This window comes from Rahnella laticis, from assembly GCF_015644585.1.
GTDB lineage: Bacteria > Pseudomonadota > Gammaproteobacteria > Enterobacterales > Enterobacteriaceae > Rahnella > Rahnella laticis.
In genome coordinates this window covers 546,765-566,027 of record NZ_JADOBI010000002.1, presented here as the reverse complement: position 1 = coordinate 566,027, position 19,263 = coordinate 546,765, and the positions used below count along the sequence as shown (strand labels likewise).

At 54.2% G+C, this 19,263-nt stretch carries 17 protein-coding genes; 13 read left to right on the top strand and 4 right to left on the bottom strand.

The window, feature by feature from the left end:
- Positions 1–57: 57 nt before the first annotated feature.
- The 9 genes from IV433_RS05785 (at position 58) to IV433_RS05745 (ending at position 12,001) form a co-directional block, all read left to right on the top strand.
- The gene (locus IV433_RS05785) at positions 58–738 is read left to right on the top strand and encodes an oligogalacturonate-specific porin KdgM family protein (protein WP_152323925.1); all 681 of its coding nucleotides are present in this window, start codon (positions 58–60) and stop codon (positions 736–738) included.
- Positions 739–932: 194 nt separating this feature from the next.
- Positions 933–2,153, top strand: a complete 1,221-nt coding sequence (locus tag IV433_RS05780) for a glycoside hydrolase family 5 protein (RefSeq protein ID WP_195813405.1) — start codon at positions 933–935, stop codon at positions 2,151–2,153.
- A 322-nt stretch (positions 2,154–2,475) separates the two neighbouring features.
- Positions 2,476–2,721, top strand: coding sequence for a hypothetical protein (locus IV433_RS05775; protein WP_195813404.1), 246 nt, complete (start codon positions 2,476–2,478; stop codon positions 2,719–2,721).
- A gap of 319 nt (positions 2,722–3,040) precedes the next feature.
- Positions 3,041–5,746, top strand: coding sequence for a magnesium-translocating P-type ATPase (gene mgtA, locus IV433_RS05770; protein WP_195813403.1), 2,706 nt, complete (start codon positions 3,041–3,043; stop codon positions 5,744–5,746).
- Between the two features lie 113 nt (positions 5,747–5,859).
- The gene (locus IV433_RS05765) at positions 5,860–7,527 is read left to right on the top strand and encodes a Na/Pi cotransporter family protein (RefSeq protein WP_195813402.1); all 1,668 of its coding nucleotides are present in this window, start codon (positions 5,860–5,862) and stop codon (positions 7,525–7,527) included.
- Between the two features lie 30 nt (positions 7,528–7,557).
- On the top strand, positions 7,558–7,911 hold the full coding sequence (locus tag IV433_RS05760; RefSeq protein WP_195813401.1) for a DUF2493 domain-containing protein: 354 nt from the start codon (positions 7,558–7,560) through the stop codon (positions 7,909–7,911).
- 206 nt (positions 7,912–8,117) lie between these two features.
- Positions 8,118–8,900 (top strand): trehalose-phosphatase, encoded by a 783-nt coding sequence (gene otsB, locus IV433_RS05755; RefSeq protein WP_370530249.1) that lies wholly within the window; start codon positions 8,118–8,120, stop codon positions 8,898–8,900.
- Positions 8,897–10,303 carry an alpha,alpha-trehalose-phosphate synthase gene (gene otsA, locus IV433_RS05750; protein WP_195813399.1) on the top strand — a complete coding sequence of 469 codons (1,407 nt, stop codon included), beginning with the start codon at positions 8,897–8,899 and terminating at the stop codon, positions 10,301–10,303. The genes otsB and otsA overlap by 4 nt, the downstream gene beginning before the upstream one ends.
- A 72-nt stretch (positions 10,304–10,375) precedes the next feature.
- Positions 10,376–12,001, top strand: a complete 1,626-nt coding sequence (locus IV433_RS05745; RefSeq protein WP_195813398.1) for an alpha,alpha-trehalase — start codon at positions 10,376–10,378, stop codon at positions 11,999–12,001.
- Here the strand turns inward: IV433_RS05745 and IV433_RS05740 are convergent.
- Positions 11,992–12,882: a LysR substrate-binding domain-containing protein gene (locus IV433_RS05740; RefSeq protein ID WP_195813397.1), complete on the bottom strand. Its 891-nt coding sequence runs from the start codon at positions 12,880–12,882 to the stop codon at positions 11,992–11,994. The genes IV433_RS05745 and IV433_RS05740 overlap by 10 nt on opposite strands.
- A 137-nt stretch (positions 12,883–13,019) precedes the next feature.
- Here IV433_RS05740 and IV433_RS05735 point away from each other — a divergent pair, with 137 nt between their 5' ends.
- The gene (locus IV433_RS05735; RefSeq protein ID WP_229893261.1) at positions 13,020–13,742 is read left to right on the top strand and encodes a sulfite exporter TauE/SafE family protein; all 723 of its coding nucleotides are present in this window, start codon (positions 13,020–13,022) and stop codon (positions 13,740–13,742) included.
- Between the two features lie 66 nt (positions 13,743–13,808).
- Here the strand turns inward: IV433_RS05735 and IV433_RS05730 are convergent, their stop codons facing one another.
- The gene (locus IV433_RS05730) at positions 13,809–14,270 is read right to left on the bottom strand and encodes a GNAT family N-acetyltransferase (RefSeq protein WP_195813396.1); all 462 of its coding nucleotides are present in this window, start codon (positions 14,268–14,270) and stop codon (positions 13,809–13,811) included.
- 160 nt (positions 14,271–14,430) lie between these two features.
- Between IV433_RS05730 and IV433_RS05725 the strand changes: the two genes are divergently transcribed.
- A complete protein-coding gene (locus IV433_RS05725; protein WP_195813395.1) occupies positions 14,431–14,811 on the top strand; it encodes a YebG family protein in 381 nt (126 codons plus the stop codon).
- 127 nt (positions 14,812–14,938) lie between these two features.
- Here the strand turns inward: IV433_RS05725 and IV433_RS05720 are convergent, their stop codons facing one another.
- A complete protein-coding gene (locus IV433_RS05720) occupies positions 14,939–15,970 on the bottom strand; it encodes a methyltransferase (protein WP_326838642.1) in 1,032 nt (343 codons plus the stop codon).
- A gap of 270 nt (positions 15,971–16,240) precedes the next feature.
- Positions 16,241–16,645 carry a GFA family protein gene (locus tag IV433_RS05715; protein WP_195813394.1) on the bottom strand — a complete coding sequence of 135 codons (405 nt, stop codon included), beginning with the start codon at positions 16,643–16,645 and terminating at the stop codon, positions 16,241–16,243.
- Positions 16,646–16,824: 179 nt separating this feature from the next.
- Between IV433_RS05715 and IV433_RS05710 the strand changes: the two genes are divergently transcribed.
- Both IV433_RS05710 and IV433_RS05705 read left to right on the top strand, forming a co-directional pair.
- Positions 16,825–17,754, top strand: coding sequence for a nucleoside recognition domain-containing protein (locus IV433_RS05710; protein ID WP_195813393.1), 930 nt, complete (start codon positions 16,825–16,827; stop codon positions 17,752–17,754).
- Between the two features lie 19 nt (positions 17,755–17,773).
- Positions 17,774–19,210: a glycoside hydrolase family 1 protein gene (locus IV433_RS05705; protein WP_195813392.1), complete on the top strand. Its 1,437-nt coding sequence runs from the start codon at positions 17,774–17,776 to the stop codon at positions 19,208–19,210.
- The last annotated feature ends 53 nt before the right edge of the window (positions 19,211–19,263 follow it).

Sequence of the window (19,263 nt, the reverse complement as noted above, 5' to 3'; positions counted from 1 at the left end):
ATGAATAACAAGCATTACTTATAAAATAAAAAACTCAATATCTCTGGGACTTAAAAAATGAAAAATAACAGACTGCTGATCTGCGGTCTGCTGCTGGCCAGCGCCAGCAGCCAGGCCGTAACGATCGATCTTCGCCATGAATGGCTCGATGACAGTAAACAACATAAAGACAGGGCGTTAGTTTCACACCGGTTTGCCAATGGTTTTGGTTTTTCACTGGAAGCTAAGTGGAAATCCGGTGGTGACAACCCCAATAAACCCTTTAATAATCTGGTGGATAACGGCACTGAAAGCACCATCAGCTATCAGTATAAAGTGACGCCCGCGTTCTTCCTGCAACCGGGTTTTACGCTCGAATCCAGCTCTGACAGCAGCATCTACAAACCGTTTTTAACCGCCGGATATACCTTCGACAGCGGCATTTACTTTAATGCACGCTATCGTTACGAATATACCCGTTATACCAAAGAAAATACCGAAGACCGTAAAACCAATCGCGGTGAAATCTGGCTGGGATATCGTCTTGCCGACTGGCGCTTTGAATATAACTATATTTATAAGCACAGTGACCAGATTTTATATGACAACGATAAATGGGATTATGAGCAGGATCTGAAGGTCGCTTATAATATTAATAAAAACTGGACGCCATATGTTCAGGTCGGTGATGTTTCTGTCAGAAAAACTACCGACGAACGTCAGACGCGTTTCCGTTTAGGGATTCAATATTCGTTCTGATAAATACCGGAATGAATGCCGGAATATGCCGCCGGTCAGTTTGCGCTGACCGGCATTTTTCGTTTCACTCCGTGCGCCCGTTCAAATTTCCGGTGAGGGAGCATGCGGTTTTGCCATGATTTCGCTAGTGTGGCGCATTCACGTAGATGATGACGTCACTACGAATCAAAAAACTGACTGATGAAACGGAATTTATGACTCTGAAAATCACACCTGCAAAACTGCCCTTAGCCGCCTTGTTACTCAGCATCCTGGTTTCAGCGCCAGCCAGCGCCGCCGATGAAATCGCTTTCTGGAATACGCCTGAATATGGCGGCAACAGTTTCAACCGCCTGCCGCCGGACGACGCGTATTTTTCGGCGCTGCGGGGCTATGGCGCAAGCTGGGTGCGCCTGTCTTACGACAAATGGAAACCCGCGCAGCGTGATTTCCTGCTGGGAGACGCCGACCATTATCAGGGGCTGGTGCCGGAAGATCTGGCCACGTTGAAAGCTGCGCTCAAACGTGCGCACGCCGCCGGGCTGAAAGTAGTGATCACGCCGCTGTCGCTGCCGGGGATGCGCTGGTCGCAGAACAACGGCAACAAATTTGACGGGCGGCTTTGGCAGGATAAAAAATACTGGCAGCAGAGCGCGGATTTCTGGCGTGACCTTGCCCGAGAGCTGAAAGATACGCCCGGCGTAGCGGCCTATAATCTCATCAACGAACCGGCCCCGGAGAAAAATGGCGGGGTGAAGGAACATGCGTCACAGGCCGATATGCAGCGCTGGTATCAGCAGCATCAGGGCACCGCGCGTGATTTACCGGCGTTTTATACCCTGCTGATTCAGGCCATTCGCGAGGTGGATCCGGTTACGCCGGTGATGGTGGACAGCGGCTGGTACGCTGCCGCCGACAGTTTCGGTTACTGGCCTGAGCCGCTCAAAGACCCGCGCGTGCTGTACAGTTTCCATATGTATGAACCCTATGAAGCGACCAGCGGACCCAATCTCAAACGCGACCGGCCTTTTACGTATCCGGGCGATGTTCCTTTCAGCGGAAAGCCTGAAAGATGGGATGCAAAACGCGTGGCGGATTATCTTCAGCAACCTTTCGACTGGGCGAAACAGCAGGGCATTCCTGCCAGCCGCATGGTCGCCGGTGAGTTTGGCTGCGTGAGGATGCTGAACGACTGCCGCCAGTATCTGGATGACGTGCTTTCCGTGCTCGACAAAAATCAGGCGCACTGGGCCTTTTACAGTTTTCGCGAAGACAGTTGGGACGCGATGGATTACGAACTGGGCAAAGGCAAAGTGCCGTGGTCATACTGGCAGGCGATTGAACAAAATAAGCCGGACAATCTGAAACGCCGCGCAACGCCGGAGTTCGAACCGATCAGCCGCAGGCTGGCAGAAAGTCTGCCATCGTCGAAATAATAAGGTTGTTGATGTTCGTTTATATTTCGCCGTAACCTCGCCCAAATATAAACGAACACTTTTAATAGCGGTTTACGGGTTGACAATAATATACAGCATGCGTAAATTGCACGTGCCGGATGTTGCGGCCTTTCCTCACTTAACATAAGAGACTAATGGACACTGTATCTAGTAGCTTCCCGAATGACGCTGAACCGGCGCTTCGGAATATTAAACATGAAATCGACTGTGATCATTTCATCGTTTGGGTGCGCCTCGCCAGAGCCTGATGCTCTTGTGTTATCTCACCTCAACCTGAGTGTTTACGGTCCCGGGGTGTGTTATGAACTTCAAATCAATCCTTTATCCTGATGTCAAAACCCTGACATCACTTCTGCGTGTCCGTCCGTCCCGAGACAGGGTTCTGGCTGCGCGCGGCAAAGACTCGCATTCAATTTTTTCTTCTAAAATCAGCAACATGAATCTTCGCGTGACCACCTGGCGCGTCAGTCCTGTGACCGGCCAGCTTGAACAGCGTTGCATCATGGCTGACAGCGAAGAACCTCAAAGTCGGTTTTCCCCCGCCTGATTTAGCCCGTGGTTTATCCCGCGCTGGATCTCGTCCTTATTACTGCCTGATCGTTTTCCGGCAGGAATATCGCTGATTTAATTCCGTTGGACTGTTTCGACTGTGTTATTTCAGAGAATAATTCCGCCCGGCGAAACCTGAAGCAGAAATAAAAGACAAACAATAAGGCTTGCTCTGTTTATCTTAAAATAAACAGCGGATAGCCCTGCATAAAATAAATGAAAATACCGATCGTTTCGACGATACGGGCAATATTCTGCCGCCTGAAATAAGGCTTACAGATATTACGCCCCTATTGTTGCGCGACAGGAGCACCACCATGACTGTACAAAACAACACCACACAAGAAAAAAAGAAACAACAGACGCTCTCCATGCGTGCCGCGCAGGAAGCGAAAAACGGCGTCGCGGTGACGCTGATTAACGTTAACGCCACCCGCGACGGCCTGACGGAAGCCAGTGCCGCCACGCGTCTGGAGAAAGAAGGTTACAACGAAGTCGCCCATGACAAGCCGCCTCACGCGCTGATTCAGATGGTGAAGGCCTTTAACAACCCGTTCATCTATGTATTAGCCGTGCTGGCCGTCATCAGCTTCTTCACCGATTTCTGGTTCCCGCTGCGCGCCGGAGAAGAAACCGATCTGACCGGGGTTTACATCATCGGCACGATGGTGGTGCTGAGCGGGCTCGTCCGTTTCTGGCAGGAATATCGCTCGGCGAAATCAGCGGAAGCGCTGAAAGCCATGGTCAGAACCACGGCCACGGTGCTGCGCCGTGACCGCATGGGAAAAGCCGGTTCGCTGCGTGAAATCCCGATGCGCGAACTGGTCGTCGGCGACATCGTGCAGCTTTATGCGGGCGATATGATCCCGGCGGATGTCCGTCTGATTGAATCGCGGGATCTGTTCATCAGCCAGGCCGTGCTGACCGGTGAAGCGTTGCCGGTTGAAAAGTACGACACGCTGGGCGACGTGGCGCAAAAATCGGCCAGCGACGTAAGTGCGGAAAATGAAAACCTGCTGGATATTCCCAACATTTGTTTCATGGGCACCAACGTCGTCAGCGGCACGGCGCAGGCCGTCGTCGTGGCGACCGGGGCAAGAACGTATTTTGGCTCGCTGGCGAAAGCCATTGTCGGCACCCGCGTGCAGACGGCGTTTGATCGCGGCGTGAACAGCGTCAGCGGGTTACTGATCCGCTTCATGCTGGTGATGGTGCCGGTGGTCTTCCTGATCAACGGCATCATGAAAGGCGAATGGTGGGATGCGATGCTGTTTGCCGTTGCGGTCGCCGTCGGGCTGACGCCGGAAATGCTGCCAATGATCGTCAGCGCCAATCTGGCGAAGGGCGCGGTGGCGATGGCAAAACGCAAAGTGGTCGTCAAACGTCTGAACGCCATTCAGAACCTCGGCGCGATGGACATTCTGTGTACCGATAAAACCGGCACGCTGACGCAGGACAAAATCATTCTTGAGCACCACATCGACACAAAAGGAGCAAAAGACGAATCCGTGCTGGCGCTGGCATGGCTGAACAGTTATCACCAGAGCGGCATCAAAAACCTGATGGATCAGGCGGTTCTGCACTTCTCCGAAAATGGCGTTTCACAATTCACACGGCCTCAGGGTTACAGCAAAGTGGATGAAATGCCGTTCGATTTCGTCCGCCGCCGTCTGTCGATTGTGGTGAAAGATGCGAAGGAAAATCATCTGCTGATCTGTAAAGGTGCGGTAGAGGAGATGCTGAGTATTTCCACCCACATGCAGGAAAACGGCGCGGTGGTGGAGCTGACTCCGGCACGCCGTGAGGCACTGCTGGCGCTGGCGAATGACTACAACCAGGAAGGGTTCCGCGTGCTGGTGGTGGCGACCCGCGACATCCGCAAAAGTGAGGCGAAAAAACAGTATGGCACAACCGATGAGCACGACCTGATCCTGCAAGGATTCCTGACCTTCCTTGATCCGCCGAAAGAATCTGCCGGCCCGGCCATTGCGGCGCTGCGTGATATCGGCGTGGGCGTGAAAGTGCTTACCGGCGATAACGCCGTCGTGACCAGCCGCATCTGTCATCAGGTGGGATTAGCTCCGGGCGAACCGCTGCTCGGGCCGCAGATTGAACGCCTCGATGACGCCACGCTGCGTGAGCTGGTGGAAGAGCGCACGGTGTTTGCAAAACTGACGCCGCTGCAAAAATCGCGGGTGCTGAAAGCGTTGCAGGCCAACGGCCACACGGTCGGATTCCTCGGTGACGGTATCAACGATGCACCGGCATTGCGTGACGCAGACGTCGGGATTTCCGTCGACAGCGGTACGGATATCGCCAAAGAATCTGCCGATATCATCCTGCTGGAAAAAAGCCTGATGGTGCTGGAAGAGGGCGTGCTGAAAGGGCGCGAAACGTTCGGGAATATCATGAAGTACCTGAACATGACCGCCAGCTCCAACTTTGGCAACGTGTTTTCCGTTCTGGTCGCCAGTGCGTTTATTCCGTTCCTGCCAATGCTGGCGATTCAGTTACTGCTGCAAAATCTGATGTATGACATCTCCCAGCTGGCGCTGCCGTGGGACAAAATTGACAAGGAGTTCCTGAAAAAACCGCGTAAATGGGATGCCAAAAACATTGGCCGTTTCATGGTGTGGATTGGGCCGACGTCGTCCATTTTCGACATGACGACGTTTGCCCTGATGTGGTACGTGTTCAGCGCCAACAGTGAACATATGCAGACGCTGTTCCAGTCCGGCTGGTTTGTGGAAGGGCTGCTCTCCCAGACGCTGGTGGTGCATATGCTGCGTACCCAGAAAATCCCGTTCATCCAGAGCACAGCGGCGTGGCCGGTGATGCTGATGACCGGGCTGGTGATGGCGGTCGGTATCTATGTGCCGTTCTCTCCGCTGGGGCCGATCGTCGGGTTACAGGCGCTGCCGTGGCAGTACTTCCCGTGGCTGGCCGGTACGCTGCTGGCGTACTGCTGCGTCGCACAGGGCATGAAAACGTTCTACATCCGTCGTTTTAAACAGTGGTTCTGATGTCCTGATTTCTCATTAAAACCTGACCGGTGCCGCAGCGCTTTGCGGCACCGTTTTAAGACTGAAAATAGCACCACGCTTCACAATGACAACCCTGAAAAAGGGGAGCGATTATGTTTGCAACAACCCAATCTGGCACCACCTTACTGATCAACCTGGCAGGCGCAATTGCCCTGCTGCTGTGGGGTTCCCACATGATTTCCTCCGCGCTGCAACGCGGATTCGGGACACCGTTACGCCACTGGATGGGGCGTCATCTTAAACATCGCGGGATGGCATTGCTGTCCGGCGTAGGCATTACCTGCCTTTTGCAAAGCAGCACCGCCGTCAGCCTGATGGCCACCTCGTTTACCGCCGCCGGAACGCTGAGCCTCGCGCCTGCGCTGGCCGTGATGCTCGGTGCCAACGTCGGTTCGACACTGGTGGTTCAGCTGATGAGTTTCAACACCGCGATTGCGGTTCCGTTGCTGATGCTGAGCGGATTTATCGTCTTTAAAATGCGCGACCATACCGGCTTTGAAAGCGCCGGTTGCGCGATGATTGGCCTCGGGCTGATGCTGCTGGCGCTGAGCCTGCTGGGCGCAACGCTCGGACACATCGAATCCACGCCGGTGTTCCGCGCTGTGATGTCCGGGTTACAGGGCGATACGCTGATCGCGCTGTCCGTGGCGGTGATCCTCACGTTAGTTTGCCATTCGAGCGTGGCGGTGATTTTACTGATCGCCTCGCTGGCAGCGACGGGCGTCATGACGCCGGTCACCGCCATGGTGCTGGTGCTCGGTGCGAACATCGGTGGCGCGCTGCCGCCGGTGCTGAATGCCGGAACAGCCGTCGCCCGCCGCCTGCCCGTGGGCAATCTGCTGATCCGCTGCGCCGGTTGCGTGGTGGCGCTGGCCTTTATGCCGTTGCTGGCGCGTCTTGCAGATAATTTTGCGCTGTCCACGCCCCAACTGGTGGTGTGGTTTCATACCGCGTTCAGCGCCGTGCTGGCGCTGGTATTTATCGGCCTGACGGGGCCAGTCGCCCGCCTGCTTGAGCGGCTTTTCCCGGAAGAGGCGCGAGCCGGTGATCCGGGTATGCCGGTGTACCTCGACGAAACCGGGCTGGATATTGCGTACATCGGTTTATCCAATTCCGTGCGTGAATCCCTGCGCGCGGCCGACATGCTCAACATTATGCTCGACCGCTTGCAGGTACTGTTTCAGAACCCGGAGAAGGGCAGCCGCACGGAAATCCGTCAGCTGGATCAGTCGCTGGATATGCTGAGTGCGGCGATCCGGGCGTATCTGGCCGATCTGGCGCACGACGGGTTGAGCGACGCCGATGCTGACCGCGCGCAGGAAATTTTGATGTTTGTGATTAACGTCGAACATGCGGGTGACATTCTCTCCAGCAGCCTGGCGGAGCTGGCTGCCCGCAGGACGCGGCGCGGCGAGACGTTCAGCGAGTTCGAGCGCAACAATATTGCGCTGCTGCATACGGAAATCCTCACCAGCCAGCGTCTGGCCGTGACCGCATTTCTGGGCGAAGACCACGACGCGGCGCATCAGCTGGTGGCGCGAAAAGAGGTGATTCGCCAGATTGAAGCCACCGCCAGTCGTGAGCATTTTAAAAAGCTGCGCGATGATAAAAATGCGTGGGCGGAATCCGGCGATATTTTCCAGCGTGTTTTACGCGATTACCGCCGCGTACATCATCATATTGCCGCCGTGGCTTATCCGGTTATTGACCGGCGGGGAGATGAATTACGGGCCATCATTGAAAATAACGCAGACGTGTAAATCCCATAATAAAAACAACAGGAAAAGTTCATGAGAGTGCTTATTTGTTCAGGCCGGTTTTATACCGGAATCAGTACGCTGACGCGGGTACTGGATTTATATTCGCAATCGCAAAATATCCGTGTACTGATCCACGGCGGACATCAGTCCTCCGGCGGTGCAATCGAGCGCTGGGCGCGGGATGCGGGCGTTCATATCGTGCGCTATCCCGCCAACTGGGCGGCGCACGGTAAATATGCAGAAATCCGCCGGAATATTTTCATGTTAGAAGACAGCCGCCCGGATATTATTCTGGCATTTTCTGGCGGAGAGGATACCGCCGATTGTATCGGGCTGGCGAAAAGCAAAGGAATTAAAGTGATTGAAATTGAACAGTATCTGTAATGACAAAAATTCCGGGAGTTAAGTGCAATTTTTTACGAATATTCGGGAAACCGGTTTCTGGATTATTCTGATAGTCCCTGCAAACGCTTTATAAGAGGTTATATTTATTCAATTGTAGAGAGGTTGCGCCGCGCTGTTTTCGTTAACAGTGAAAACGATTCAGCGCAACCGGCTACGTATACAGGAGATTAAAATTGACCACAGAACTGAAGGATACCACCACAGAGACGCCCCCGATCCCCGCCCTCAGTGGCGGGAATTATGCTTTCTTTTTTGATGTTGACGGCACGCTCGCCGAAATCTGCGCCGAGCCGGACGCCGTCACCATTCCCGCTTCCGTTCGCGATAATCTGAAAACGCTGGCCGCGGCCACCTCGGGCGCACTGGCGCTGATCTCAGGGCGTCCGGTTGAACAGCTTGACCAGCTTTCCGCGCCGCTCCGGTTACCGGCGGCGGGCGTGCATGGCGCCGAACTGCGCGACGCCGCAGGGAATCTGCACCGCGTGACGTTGCCTGAGGATGTGGCGCTTGCGTTGCAAAAACAGCTCGAGCAGGGCATGGCCGAAATGCCGGGCACGTTGCTCGAAGCCAAAGGTATGGCGTTTGCCCTGCATTACCGTCAGGCACCGGCTTTTCAGCAGCAGGTTCTGCAACTGGCCGAATCGGCAGTCGCCGCGTATCCCGACCTGATGCTTCAGCGCGGAAAATGCGTGGCGGAAATTAAGCCGCGCGGCAACGATAAAGGCTCCGCAATCACGACGTTTATGCAACAGGCACCGTTCGCGGGGCGTATCCCGGTGTTTGTCGGCGATGACCTGACCGATGAAAAGGGCTTTCAGGTCGTCAATGCCATGAAGGGGATTTCCGTGAAAGTCGGAGAGGGTTCCAGCCATGCGCGCTACCGTCTGAGACGCGTCAGCGATGTATATCAGTGGCTGGAAGCGTTACAACGTCACTTAACCACCAATAATAAGGAGACAACACTATGAGCCGCCTGGTTGTCGTATCTAACCGTATTGCTATTCCTGACGGGTCAAAATCCGCGGGTGGGCTTGCCGTCGGTATTATGGATGCGCTGAAAAACACGTCCGGGCTGTGGTTTGGCTGGAACGGAGAAATCAGTGAAATCTCCGGCGAAGAGGAAGATGATCTCAGTCTGGTGGAAGAGGACGGAATCACCTACGCCTCGGTTCCGCTCAATCAAAACGATTACGATCTGTATTACTGCCAGTTTTCGAATGCCGTACTCTGGCCAGCGCTTCATTACCGCATCGACCTGGTGGATTTCCAGCGTGAAGCCTGGGAAGGCTACTGCCGCGTCAATGATCTGCTGGCGAGAAGATTGCAACCACTGATAAAACCCGACGATATTTTGTGGATCCATGACTACCATTTGCTTCCTTTTGCCGCCGCGCTGCGCAAACTTGGCGTAAAAAACCGCATCGGCTTTTTCCTGCATATTCCTTTCCCTACACCCGAAATTTTTAATGCCGTGCCAACGCATAACGAACTGCTGGAGATGATGTCGCATTTCGATTTGCTGGGCTTCCAGACCGAAGGCGACCGTCAGGCCTTTCTGGATAATCTCGGCGAGCTGACCACCTTGCAGCCGTCCAATACCTGTCTGCATCAGGCGTTCGGCAATACGTTCCAGACCGGGGTTTATCCGATCAGCATTGCGCCAGACAGCATCCGCAAAATGGCGGAAGGGCCGTTGCCGCCGAAAATGGCCGCCATGGAACGCGAGCTGCGCGAGGCGAAAAACATTATTTCCTGCGAACGACTCGATTACACTAAGGGGCTGCCGGAGCGTTTTCTGGCGTTCGAGGCACTGCTGGAGAAATTCCCGCAGCATCGCGGCAAAGTGCGGTATTCCCAAATTGCGCCAACGTCGCGTGGCGATGTGCAGGCGTATCAGGATTTGCGTCACCAGCTTGAAACTGAAGTCGGACGCATCAACGGGAAATACGGCAGCCTGAACCAGACGCCGCTGTTCTATCTCAATCAGCATTTCCAGCGCAGTTTGCTGATGAAACTGTTCCGCCTGACCGACGTCGGGCTGGTCACGCCATTGCGCGACGGCATGAATCTGGTGGCGAAAGAGTACGTCGCGGCGCAGGACCCTGAAGACCCCGGCGTGCTGGTGTTGTCGCAGTTTGCCGGTGCGGCGAATGAACTGACGGCGGCGCTGATTGTCAACCCGTATGACCGTGACGACGTGGCCGCCGCGCTTGATAAAGCGCTGACGATGCCGCTGGGAGAGCGCCGTGAACGCTACAACGACATGATGGATGTCCTGCGTAAAAACGATATTACGCACTGGGGCGAAAGCTATTTGCAGGATTTGCTGGCCATTTCACCCCACGACGTCGCGCACAACGCCGTCGCCTGAGAAAAACTTCTCTAAACACAGCCCTGAACCAGGGCTGTGTCATTTTTAACGCAATGCAGAGGCTTGTCGCATATGCAAAACGCTAAATTACAGACGAACGAATTCCCTGAACTGGAACCTATTGAACTGATCCTCGACCGGATGATGGACGCCGAGCCGGAACCGGAAATGATCGAAGGCTTGCCGCCATCCGATGCCTTGACTCCGGCGGATCGCTACATGGAACTGTTCACCGCCGTACAGTCTTCGCACCTGTTTGAAGACAGCAAAACTTTCCCGGACTGCCCGCCGAAAATGGATCCGCTGGACATTCTGCTGCGCTACCGCCGGATAAAAAATCATCCCGGCTTTAACCTGCAACGCTTTGTTGATGCGCACTTTTCCTTACCGGCCCATCACGGCGATGAATACGTCAGCGATCCGGGCGACTCCCTGAAAGAGCACATCGATAAACTCTGGCCGGTGCTGACGCGCCAGCCGGAAGATCATGTACCGTGGTCGTCGCTGTTGCCGCTGCCACAGGCGTATATCGTGCCGGGCGGACGTTTCAGCGAAACCTATTACTGGGATTCCTACTTCACCATGCTGGGGCTGGCGGAAAGCGGCCGCAATGATTTGCTGCGCACCATGGCGGATAATTTTGCCTGGATGATTGAGATGTACGGGCATATTCCCAACGGCAACCGGACGTATTATCTCAGCCGTTCGCAGCCCCCGGTATTTGCCCTGATGGTCGAACTGTTCGAGGAGGACGGCGTGCGCGGTGCGCGACGTTATCTGGATCATCTGCTGAAAGAGTATGAATTCTGGATGGACGGCGCGGAATCGCTGATGCCCAATCAGGCGTACCGTCACGTGGTTTGCCTGCCGGACGGCACGCTGCTGAACCGCTACTGGGACGACAGGGATACGCCGCGTGATGAATCGTGGCGCGAAGACGTGGAGACGGCGAAGCATTCCAGCCGCCCGGCTAATGAGGTTTACCGCGATCTGCGCGCCGGTGCGGCCTCCGGCTGGGATTATTCCTCACGCTGGCTGCGCGATCCGGACAGACTGGCGAGTATCCGCACCACACAGTTTATTCCGGTCGATCTCAACGCATTCCTCTACAAACTGGAAAGTGCAATCTCGAATATCTCCGGCCTGAAAGGCAACCGCGAGACGCAGGCGCTGTTCCGTAAGAAAGCGGAGATCCGCCGCGACGCCATTACCCGCTATCTGTGGGATGACGAAGACGGATGCTTCCGCGATTATGACTGGCACCGTCAGCAACTGGCGCTGTTTTCTGCCGCCAGCGTGGTGCCGCTGTTCGTCGGGCTTGCGACGCACGGACAGGCCGAAAGAGTCGCCGCAGTGGTGCGCGAACGCCTGCTGACTTCCGGCGGTTTGCTGGCGACGGAGTTTGAAACCGGCGAACAATGGGATAAACCAAACGGCTGGGCACCGCTGCAATGGATGGCGATCCAGGGTTTCAAACTGTACGGCAATGACGCGCTGGGTGACGAAATCGCCCGCAGCTGGCTGCGCACGGTGAATCAGTTTTATCAGAAACATCACAAGCTGATTGAGAAATACCACATCTCCGGCAGCGCCGCGCGCGAAGGGGGCGGCGGCGAATATCCGCTTCAGGACGGTTTCGGCTGGACCAACGGCGTTGTCCGACGCCTGATCGGGCTGTATGGCGAGAATTACGAGTAAAGGTCTGACGCGCCCTGAATCACCAGCCAGCGCTCAAACTCCTGATGGAGCAGTGTTTTCTGCACGCCGACCGGCGTCAGGGCGTGATACTGGCAGGGCGCGACCGTGATCTGCGGGAACAGCGGCACAAGATTTCCGCGGCTGATTTCCGCAGATAACGTACTGACCGGCCCCAGCCCGACGCCAATCCCTTCAAGCATCGCGTGCAGCGAAACATGAAAGTGATCGTAACGCCGGAATCCGCTGAGCGGCGCGTTTTGCAAACCGGCAACCGCCAGCCACTGATTCCAGTGCCCCGGCCGCGTCAGGGTTTCAATCCTCGGACAATTCAGCACATCCTCCGGCTTTCGCAACGCAAAGCGTTTAAGCATCTCAGGCGAGGCCATCAGACAATGCGTGTCCTGCAAAAACGGAATCGCCGAATATTCTGTCGCGCTGATTTCGCGGCGGATCAGCAAATCATAATGCCCGACGATATGCAGCTGCTCAGTATTGGCAGTAGAGATTTGCAGATTAGCCTGCGGGAAACGGGCGTAGAAATCGTCCACACGCGGCAGCAGCCACTTCAGGCTTAACGTGGTCGGCACACTGACGTTAAAAACGTTGTTCCGCCCGCCGTTGCCGTAGCGCAGGGCGATATCCGATAACGTATCAAAGGCGCTGCCCAGCTCACGTGCCAGCTCCAGCGCATACGGCGTCGGCACCCGCCGCTGGCCTTCTTTGCTGAATAAATTCACCCCGAACCATTTTTCAACCACCTGAATATGGCGGCTGACTGCGCCGTGCGTAATACACAACTCCTGCGCCGCAGCAGTATAGCTGCCCGCATGGCAGGCAACGAAGAAAGCCCGTAAAGACGTCAGAGGAGGAAGGGCGTGCATGGCGACTCCTTTATTCACAACGTTTTAATCGCAACATTTTACTCACTGAAGTGTGACTTTTTATCACGGGTTCAGGTTTTTCCTTAACGCTATTATCGCGGCGGTGAATATCCCGAAAAGGAAAATACGACGTGATGATGTATGGAGTCATAATTGTGATTGGCGTTCTGGCGGGCATGATCAGCGGCATTGTCGGCACAGGTTCTTCTATCATGCTGCTTCCCGCGCTGGCTTATACTTTTGGCCCGAAAACAGCGATCCCTGTTATGGCCGTCGCGGCCATTGTGGGGAATATTTCGCGCGTCATCCTCTGGCGCAAAGACATCAACCTGAAAGCATTCTTTTTGTACGCCGTGCCGGGCATTCCAGCGGCCATACTCGGCGCGAACACGCTGTGGGCGCTGCCAGCGACGCTTTCTAATCTTCTTATCGGTCTTTTTTTCCTGCTGCTGATCCCGTTGCGACATTGGGCCAGAAAGAAAACGCTGTCGCTCAGTGACGGACAACTGGCGCTGAGCGGCGCGCTGGTGGGGTTTCTGACCGGCGTGGTGTTTTCGACCGGTCCGCTGACAATCCCGGTTTTTGCCGGTTACGGGCTGGCGAAGGGCGCGTTATTGTCAACGGAAGCGGCGGCGTCGTTTGCCATTTATCTGGCGAAAGCGTCCACTTTTCGTGCCATCGGCGCGATGCCGGGATCGGTTTTACTGAGCGGATTGCTGGTTGGCCTGACGCTGGTTGCGGGGATGATGATCGGCAAAAAGTTCGTGGTCAAAATGTCGGATAAAACTTTCCACCGCTTCGTTGACGGTATGTTAATGCTGGCGGGGCTGTCACTGTTTTGGGATGCCGTGAATCCGTAAATTCACGGTTACAACAGACGGGACAGTTTGCCAGTTTTCAGATAATCGCTACCGCAAAGATTGAACCTAGCTGTCTTTCTTCAGATAAATATCAGGCCGGGTTATCGCCCACGCATAATCTGGCCGGTTTACCGGTTCATAACCGAATTTTTCATATAACCATGGCGCGGTGGTGGTGAACAACACCATGCGGCGCACGCGCGCGGAAACCGGATGCGACTGGCAGCATTCCACCAGCCAGCCACCGAGGTTGTTACCCTGATATTCTTCCAGCACATAGACGTCGCACAGGTAAGCAAAGGTGGCGTAATCGGTGATGAGGCGGGCGAAACCGATTTGTTTTTCGCCTTCAAACAGACCAAAGTTGAGGCTGTGTTCCACGGAATCGCGCACGGTTTGCTCGTCAATTCCGGCAGCCCACGTTGAGCGGGTCAGGTAACGATGGATCGCCGGAATATCCTGCGCGGCTTTATCCGTGGTGATATGAAATGCGCCTTTTGTCCACTGGTATACGTCGGTTTCTGTCACTGTGTTCTCCGCGAGTTTCGGTTGTTTTAATGATCACCGTACGAATGTAGCGCAGGCCGGTCGAGATTTCATACAGTCGGGCTGTAAAAAGCTGGCCGAATGATGTATCCTGCACTCATCATTAATATGCTGTATATAATTACAGTATAAGGAGCGAGTCATGGCTGTTGAAACAAAATTTGTTGTCGTCAGAAAAGGTGAAGAGAAAATGACATTTGCCAATAAAAAAGATGCAGACGCTTACGACAAGATGCTCGATATGGCAGATACCTTCACCGAGTGGCTGTCACAGAGCGGGCTTGAGATCGACGAAGTGCTGGCGGAAAACATAGCGCTGCACCTCGCTGAGCAAAAAGATGCCGTTCAGCATATCCTGCGCACCAGTAAAATGCCGGAAGCCGCAGCGGTCGTCGTTCAGGAAACTGCTGAAGAAACCGCAGAGCCTGTCACCGCAGAAGCAGCTGAACCGGAAGCTGAGGCTGAAGCAGAAGAAAAAGCAGCACCCGCACCGAAAAAAGCCCGCGCTGTAAAAGCCGCCTGACATGTCTTTGTCATAAAGAGCGTCATAAAGAGCGGCATAAAGAACGCCAGAAACAGAAAGGGCACGCACCGGCGATATCCCGCGTGCCCCTTTGTCACTGCATTTTCTCAACGTTTCCTGCCAGAAATCAGCGAATTTCCGCTTCAACAATTGAGACGTAGCAGCCTGTATCAATAATGCGGTTCAGCCTGAGATCAGCACTCGCCAGCAGTGCTTTGATTTCATCTTCGGAACGCGTTTGCCCGCCATCAAAACTTGCCAGCAAAAGCAGATCGACTTCCTTGCCACCGTGCCAGGCGTTTCCGCGCGGAATGACCGGTTCCATGATGAGCAGCTTCGAACCGGCATGCATGGCATTGCGGCAGGTGCGCAGTATTTTACGCGCCTGTTCTTCCGGCCAGTCCATCGTGATGTATTTCAACATATAAAAATCCGCCGTCGGGCAGGATTCAAAGAAACTGCCGGGATGCAATTCCCAGCGGGAATCATCGCCCAGTTCACAGAGACGGTTTTTAGGTAACACCTGCGGCTGATCGAATAAAATACCGTGCAGTGTCGGATTATCTTGCAACACTTTTAATAATAATCCGCCCATGCCACCGGCAATATCCACGACGGTTGATTTATCAGGAAAATGATAACTCCGGACGATAAAGTTATTTTCAACCGAAGACATGGAAGACATTCCGCGATCAAAATCATTAATACCGTCATGCGCACTTTCCCGCGCCCAATATTCATAGAAATTCATGCCGTAACGATTTTTAAAGGCGGATTCGCCGCGAATATTTTCAATGACATTGCCGAGCGGAAGCCAGAGTGTTTCATGCGTCAGCATTAATACCGCTGCACGCAGGGAACCGGGGACGTCCGAACGTAAAAATTCAGCGGAAGGCGTCAGGGAAAACTCACCGTTTTCATGCTCCTTAAAGATATTCTTAGACGCCACCATCCGCATCACGCGGTAGAGTTGCCGCGGGTTGACGCCCAGTTCTTTGCCCAGCACATCGGGCGTTTTCGGGCCTTTGACCAGACAATCGGCAACGCATAACTCCGCCACGGCGCGCAATGACGCCTGAAAAGTATATCCCATTGCCTGCTCTAATAAATGCAAAGCAGCCGAATCACTTTCTGAAATAGCAACAGTTGTGTTAGTCACAATAATTCTCCACGCAAAATTGAAATGCGAATAAATTTGCAAAACTACGTTGCAATTTTATTTGTCCATAGAGAGAAATTATTCTCGGGGAAAACAGTAGGACAGAAAAAGAGAAACAACAATGTCAGGATAAATTCAGAAAAGATAAATCCGTAAAGATAACGGGCCGCTGTCATTTAAACGGGACGCGACTTTATTTGATAAAATAAAAATGGCGTTACAAGAACGCCATTTTATTCATTTCCCGTCGCTAATTCCTGAGCCCCGTATTTATTTCGGTTCGTAACGAATATATCCCGCCACGCCGCCTTTACCGCCATCTTTCGGATGATTAATGCCGTCGCTGACGCTGACTACCGGGAAGTCAAACGGCGATACGCCTTCGATGCAGGCGACATTAACGCCATAAAATTCAGGATTGGAACGGCGCTGGTGGAAGGTGTAAATCCCGCATACAGAACAGAAATAATGTGCGGCTTCGCCGGTGTTAAACCGGTATTCGGTGAGCTTATCCTTGCCCTTAATGACGTCCACTTCCTGAGCCGGGACGACGACCGCGCCACGCATACGGCAGAACGAACAATTGCAGCGGAGCACGTTGTTATAGCCATCGGTCAGTACGGCGCTGAAGACAACCGAACCGCAATGACATTGGGCGGACACTTTATCTGACATGGAAATCTCCTGAGATCATCCGGCAAATGAGCGGGTTAGCCGGTTCACCGTGTTGACTGTTTTCATCGAAGCTGACAGGCGTTCAGTTACGTTAGCCGCTTTTTTATCATTGCTCAACCGCATGACAACACGTCGGGTTGGCGCTATGTTACTGGCAATTTATTTTTGCGGAGCGGGTAATGGACATTATCGGGATCATTCTCTCGGCGGGGAAAGCCTCAGTTAACGTGGCGCTTTACACGCTGATCCCAATCATGGTGGTCATGCTGATCATCATGAAGTACCTGGAAGTTCGTGGCGTTCTCGACGGGATTGTCCGGCTGGTGACACCGGTTTTACGCCCTTTTGGCGTCACGGGCATGGCCGTATTTGCCCTGATCCAGCTGAATTTTGTGAGTTTCGCCGCACCGCTGGCATCCCTGGCGATGATGGAAAAGAGAGGGACGTCTGACCGCCATCTCGCCGCCACGCTGGCAATGCTTTTCGCCATGGGGCAGGGCAACGTGTTTTATCCGCTTATTCCTTACGGCCTGCACTGGGGCGCGGCGATTATCATTTCAATTGCCGGCGGGCTCGGCGCGGCCAGTGCGACGTACTATCTGTTTGGCCGCCGTCTTTCGGCCACCGCGCTGGAACGCGAGGGCAATCCGCTGGAAGACAAAGCCGGCAAAGGACTGATCGCCATCATTAATGGCGCGGGTTCGGATGCAATCCGTCTGGCGCTGGGTTCCGTGCCAATGCTGATCCTCTCGCTGACCGTGGTCGGTATTTTAAAAGAAGCCGGAGCGATTGAGTTTCTGACCCGTCTGCTCGGGCCGGTGTTGGGGTATTTCAGTATCTCGGACGTGTACGTTCTGCCCGCGCTGACCAAAATGCTGGCAGGCGGCACCGCCTATTACGGCGTGGTGTCTGACCTGATCCATCGCGGGCTGTTTTCCCCGCAGCAGGTCAATGCCTCCAGCGGTTTTCTGATCCAGACGCTCGATTTGCCCGGTATCGGTATTTTTCTGGGGATCGCCAGCCGCTTCGTCCGGTTGTTCCGCTATGCGCTGCCGGGCGCGATCATCGGCATCCTCATTCGCAGCATGATTCACGCATGGGTATTTTGACTGTTCAAGGGAGTTTTTTATGAAAGAGAAGTTTCCGCAAGGCTTTATGTGGGGCGGCGCAACGGCAGCCAATCAGGTGGAAGGCGCGTACGATCAGGACGGCAAAGGGCTGTCGATTGTCGATGCCATTCCTGGCGGTAAAGACCGGTTACGCATTGTTTCTTCGCCGGAATTTGATTTCACGCTGGATACCGCGAAACACACCTATCCGAACCACAAGGGCATCGATCACTACCATCGTTTTGAGGAAGATATTGCCCTGTTTGCGGAAATGGGTTTCAAATGTTACCGCTTTTCAATCGCCTGGACGCGTATCTACCCGAACGGCATCGAGCAACAGCCGAACGAAGCCGGTCTGGCGCACTATGACAAAGTGATCGACGCCTGTATCGCACACGGTATCGAGCCGGTCATCACTATTTCCCATTATGAAATGCCGCTGCATCTGGCGACCGAATTCGGTGGCTGGAAAAACCGTGAACTGATCGGCCACTTCGAGCGTTTTGCGCGCACGGTGCTGACGCGCTTTGGTCATAAAGTGAAATACTGGATGACTTTCAACGAGATCAACAGTGCGGCGCATTTCCCGATCATGAGCCAGGGGCTGACGGTCAAAACCGGCGCTCTGGAGGCGCAGGCCAAATTCCAGGCATGGCATAACCAGTTCGTGGCCAGCAGTCTGGCGGTCAAAATTGCCCACGAAACGAATGCTCAGATTCAGATCGGCTGCATGATCCTGTTCGCCACGAACTACGCCTATGACTGCAATCCGGTGAATCAGCTGGAAACCCTGAAAGAGTCGCAGGCGTTTAACTTCTACTGCGCGGACGTGCAGGCAGGCGGTAAATATCCGTACTACGCCAGACGTTTGTGGGAATCGCAGGGCGTCGTGCTGGACATTCAGCCGGACGATCTGGCGCTGATTAAACAGCACACGGTGGACTACATTGGTTTTAGCTATTACATGTCTTCAACCATCAACAAAACCAATCCCGACGCGGTGTCTGCGCAGGGCAATCTGCTCGGCGGCGCGCGTAACCCGTTCCTCGAAGCCAGCGACTGGGGCTGGGAAATCGATCCGGTTGGCCTGCGCATCGCGCTGAACCAGCTTTATGACCGCTACGAAAAGCCGCTGTTTATTGTTGAGAACGGATTAGGTGCCGTCGATAAGCCGGATGAAAACCACTTTATCGCCGATGATTACCGCATCAACTACCTGCGCCAGCATATCGCTGCAATGGCTGAAGCCATTGAAGACGGCGTGGAACTAATGGGTTACACGCCGTGGGGCTGTATCGATCTGGTGAGTATGTCCACCGGCGAAATGAGCAAACGCTACGGCCTGATTTATGTCGATCTCGATGACAAAATCTCCGGCACCGGCAACCGTTACAAGAAGAAATCTTTCCACTGGTACCAGAAAGTGATCGCCACCAACGGCGCAGATATCAGCTAAAACGGTGATGTGACAAATTACGAAAAAAACGGGCGGAGAAATCCGCCTGAATT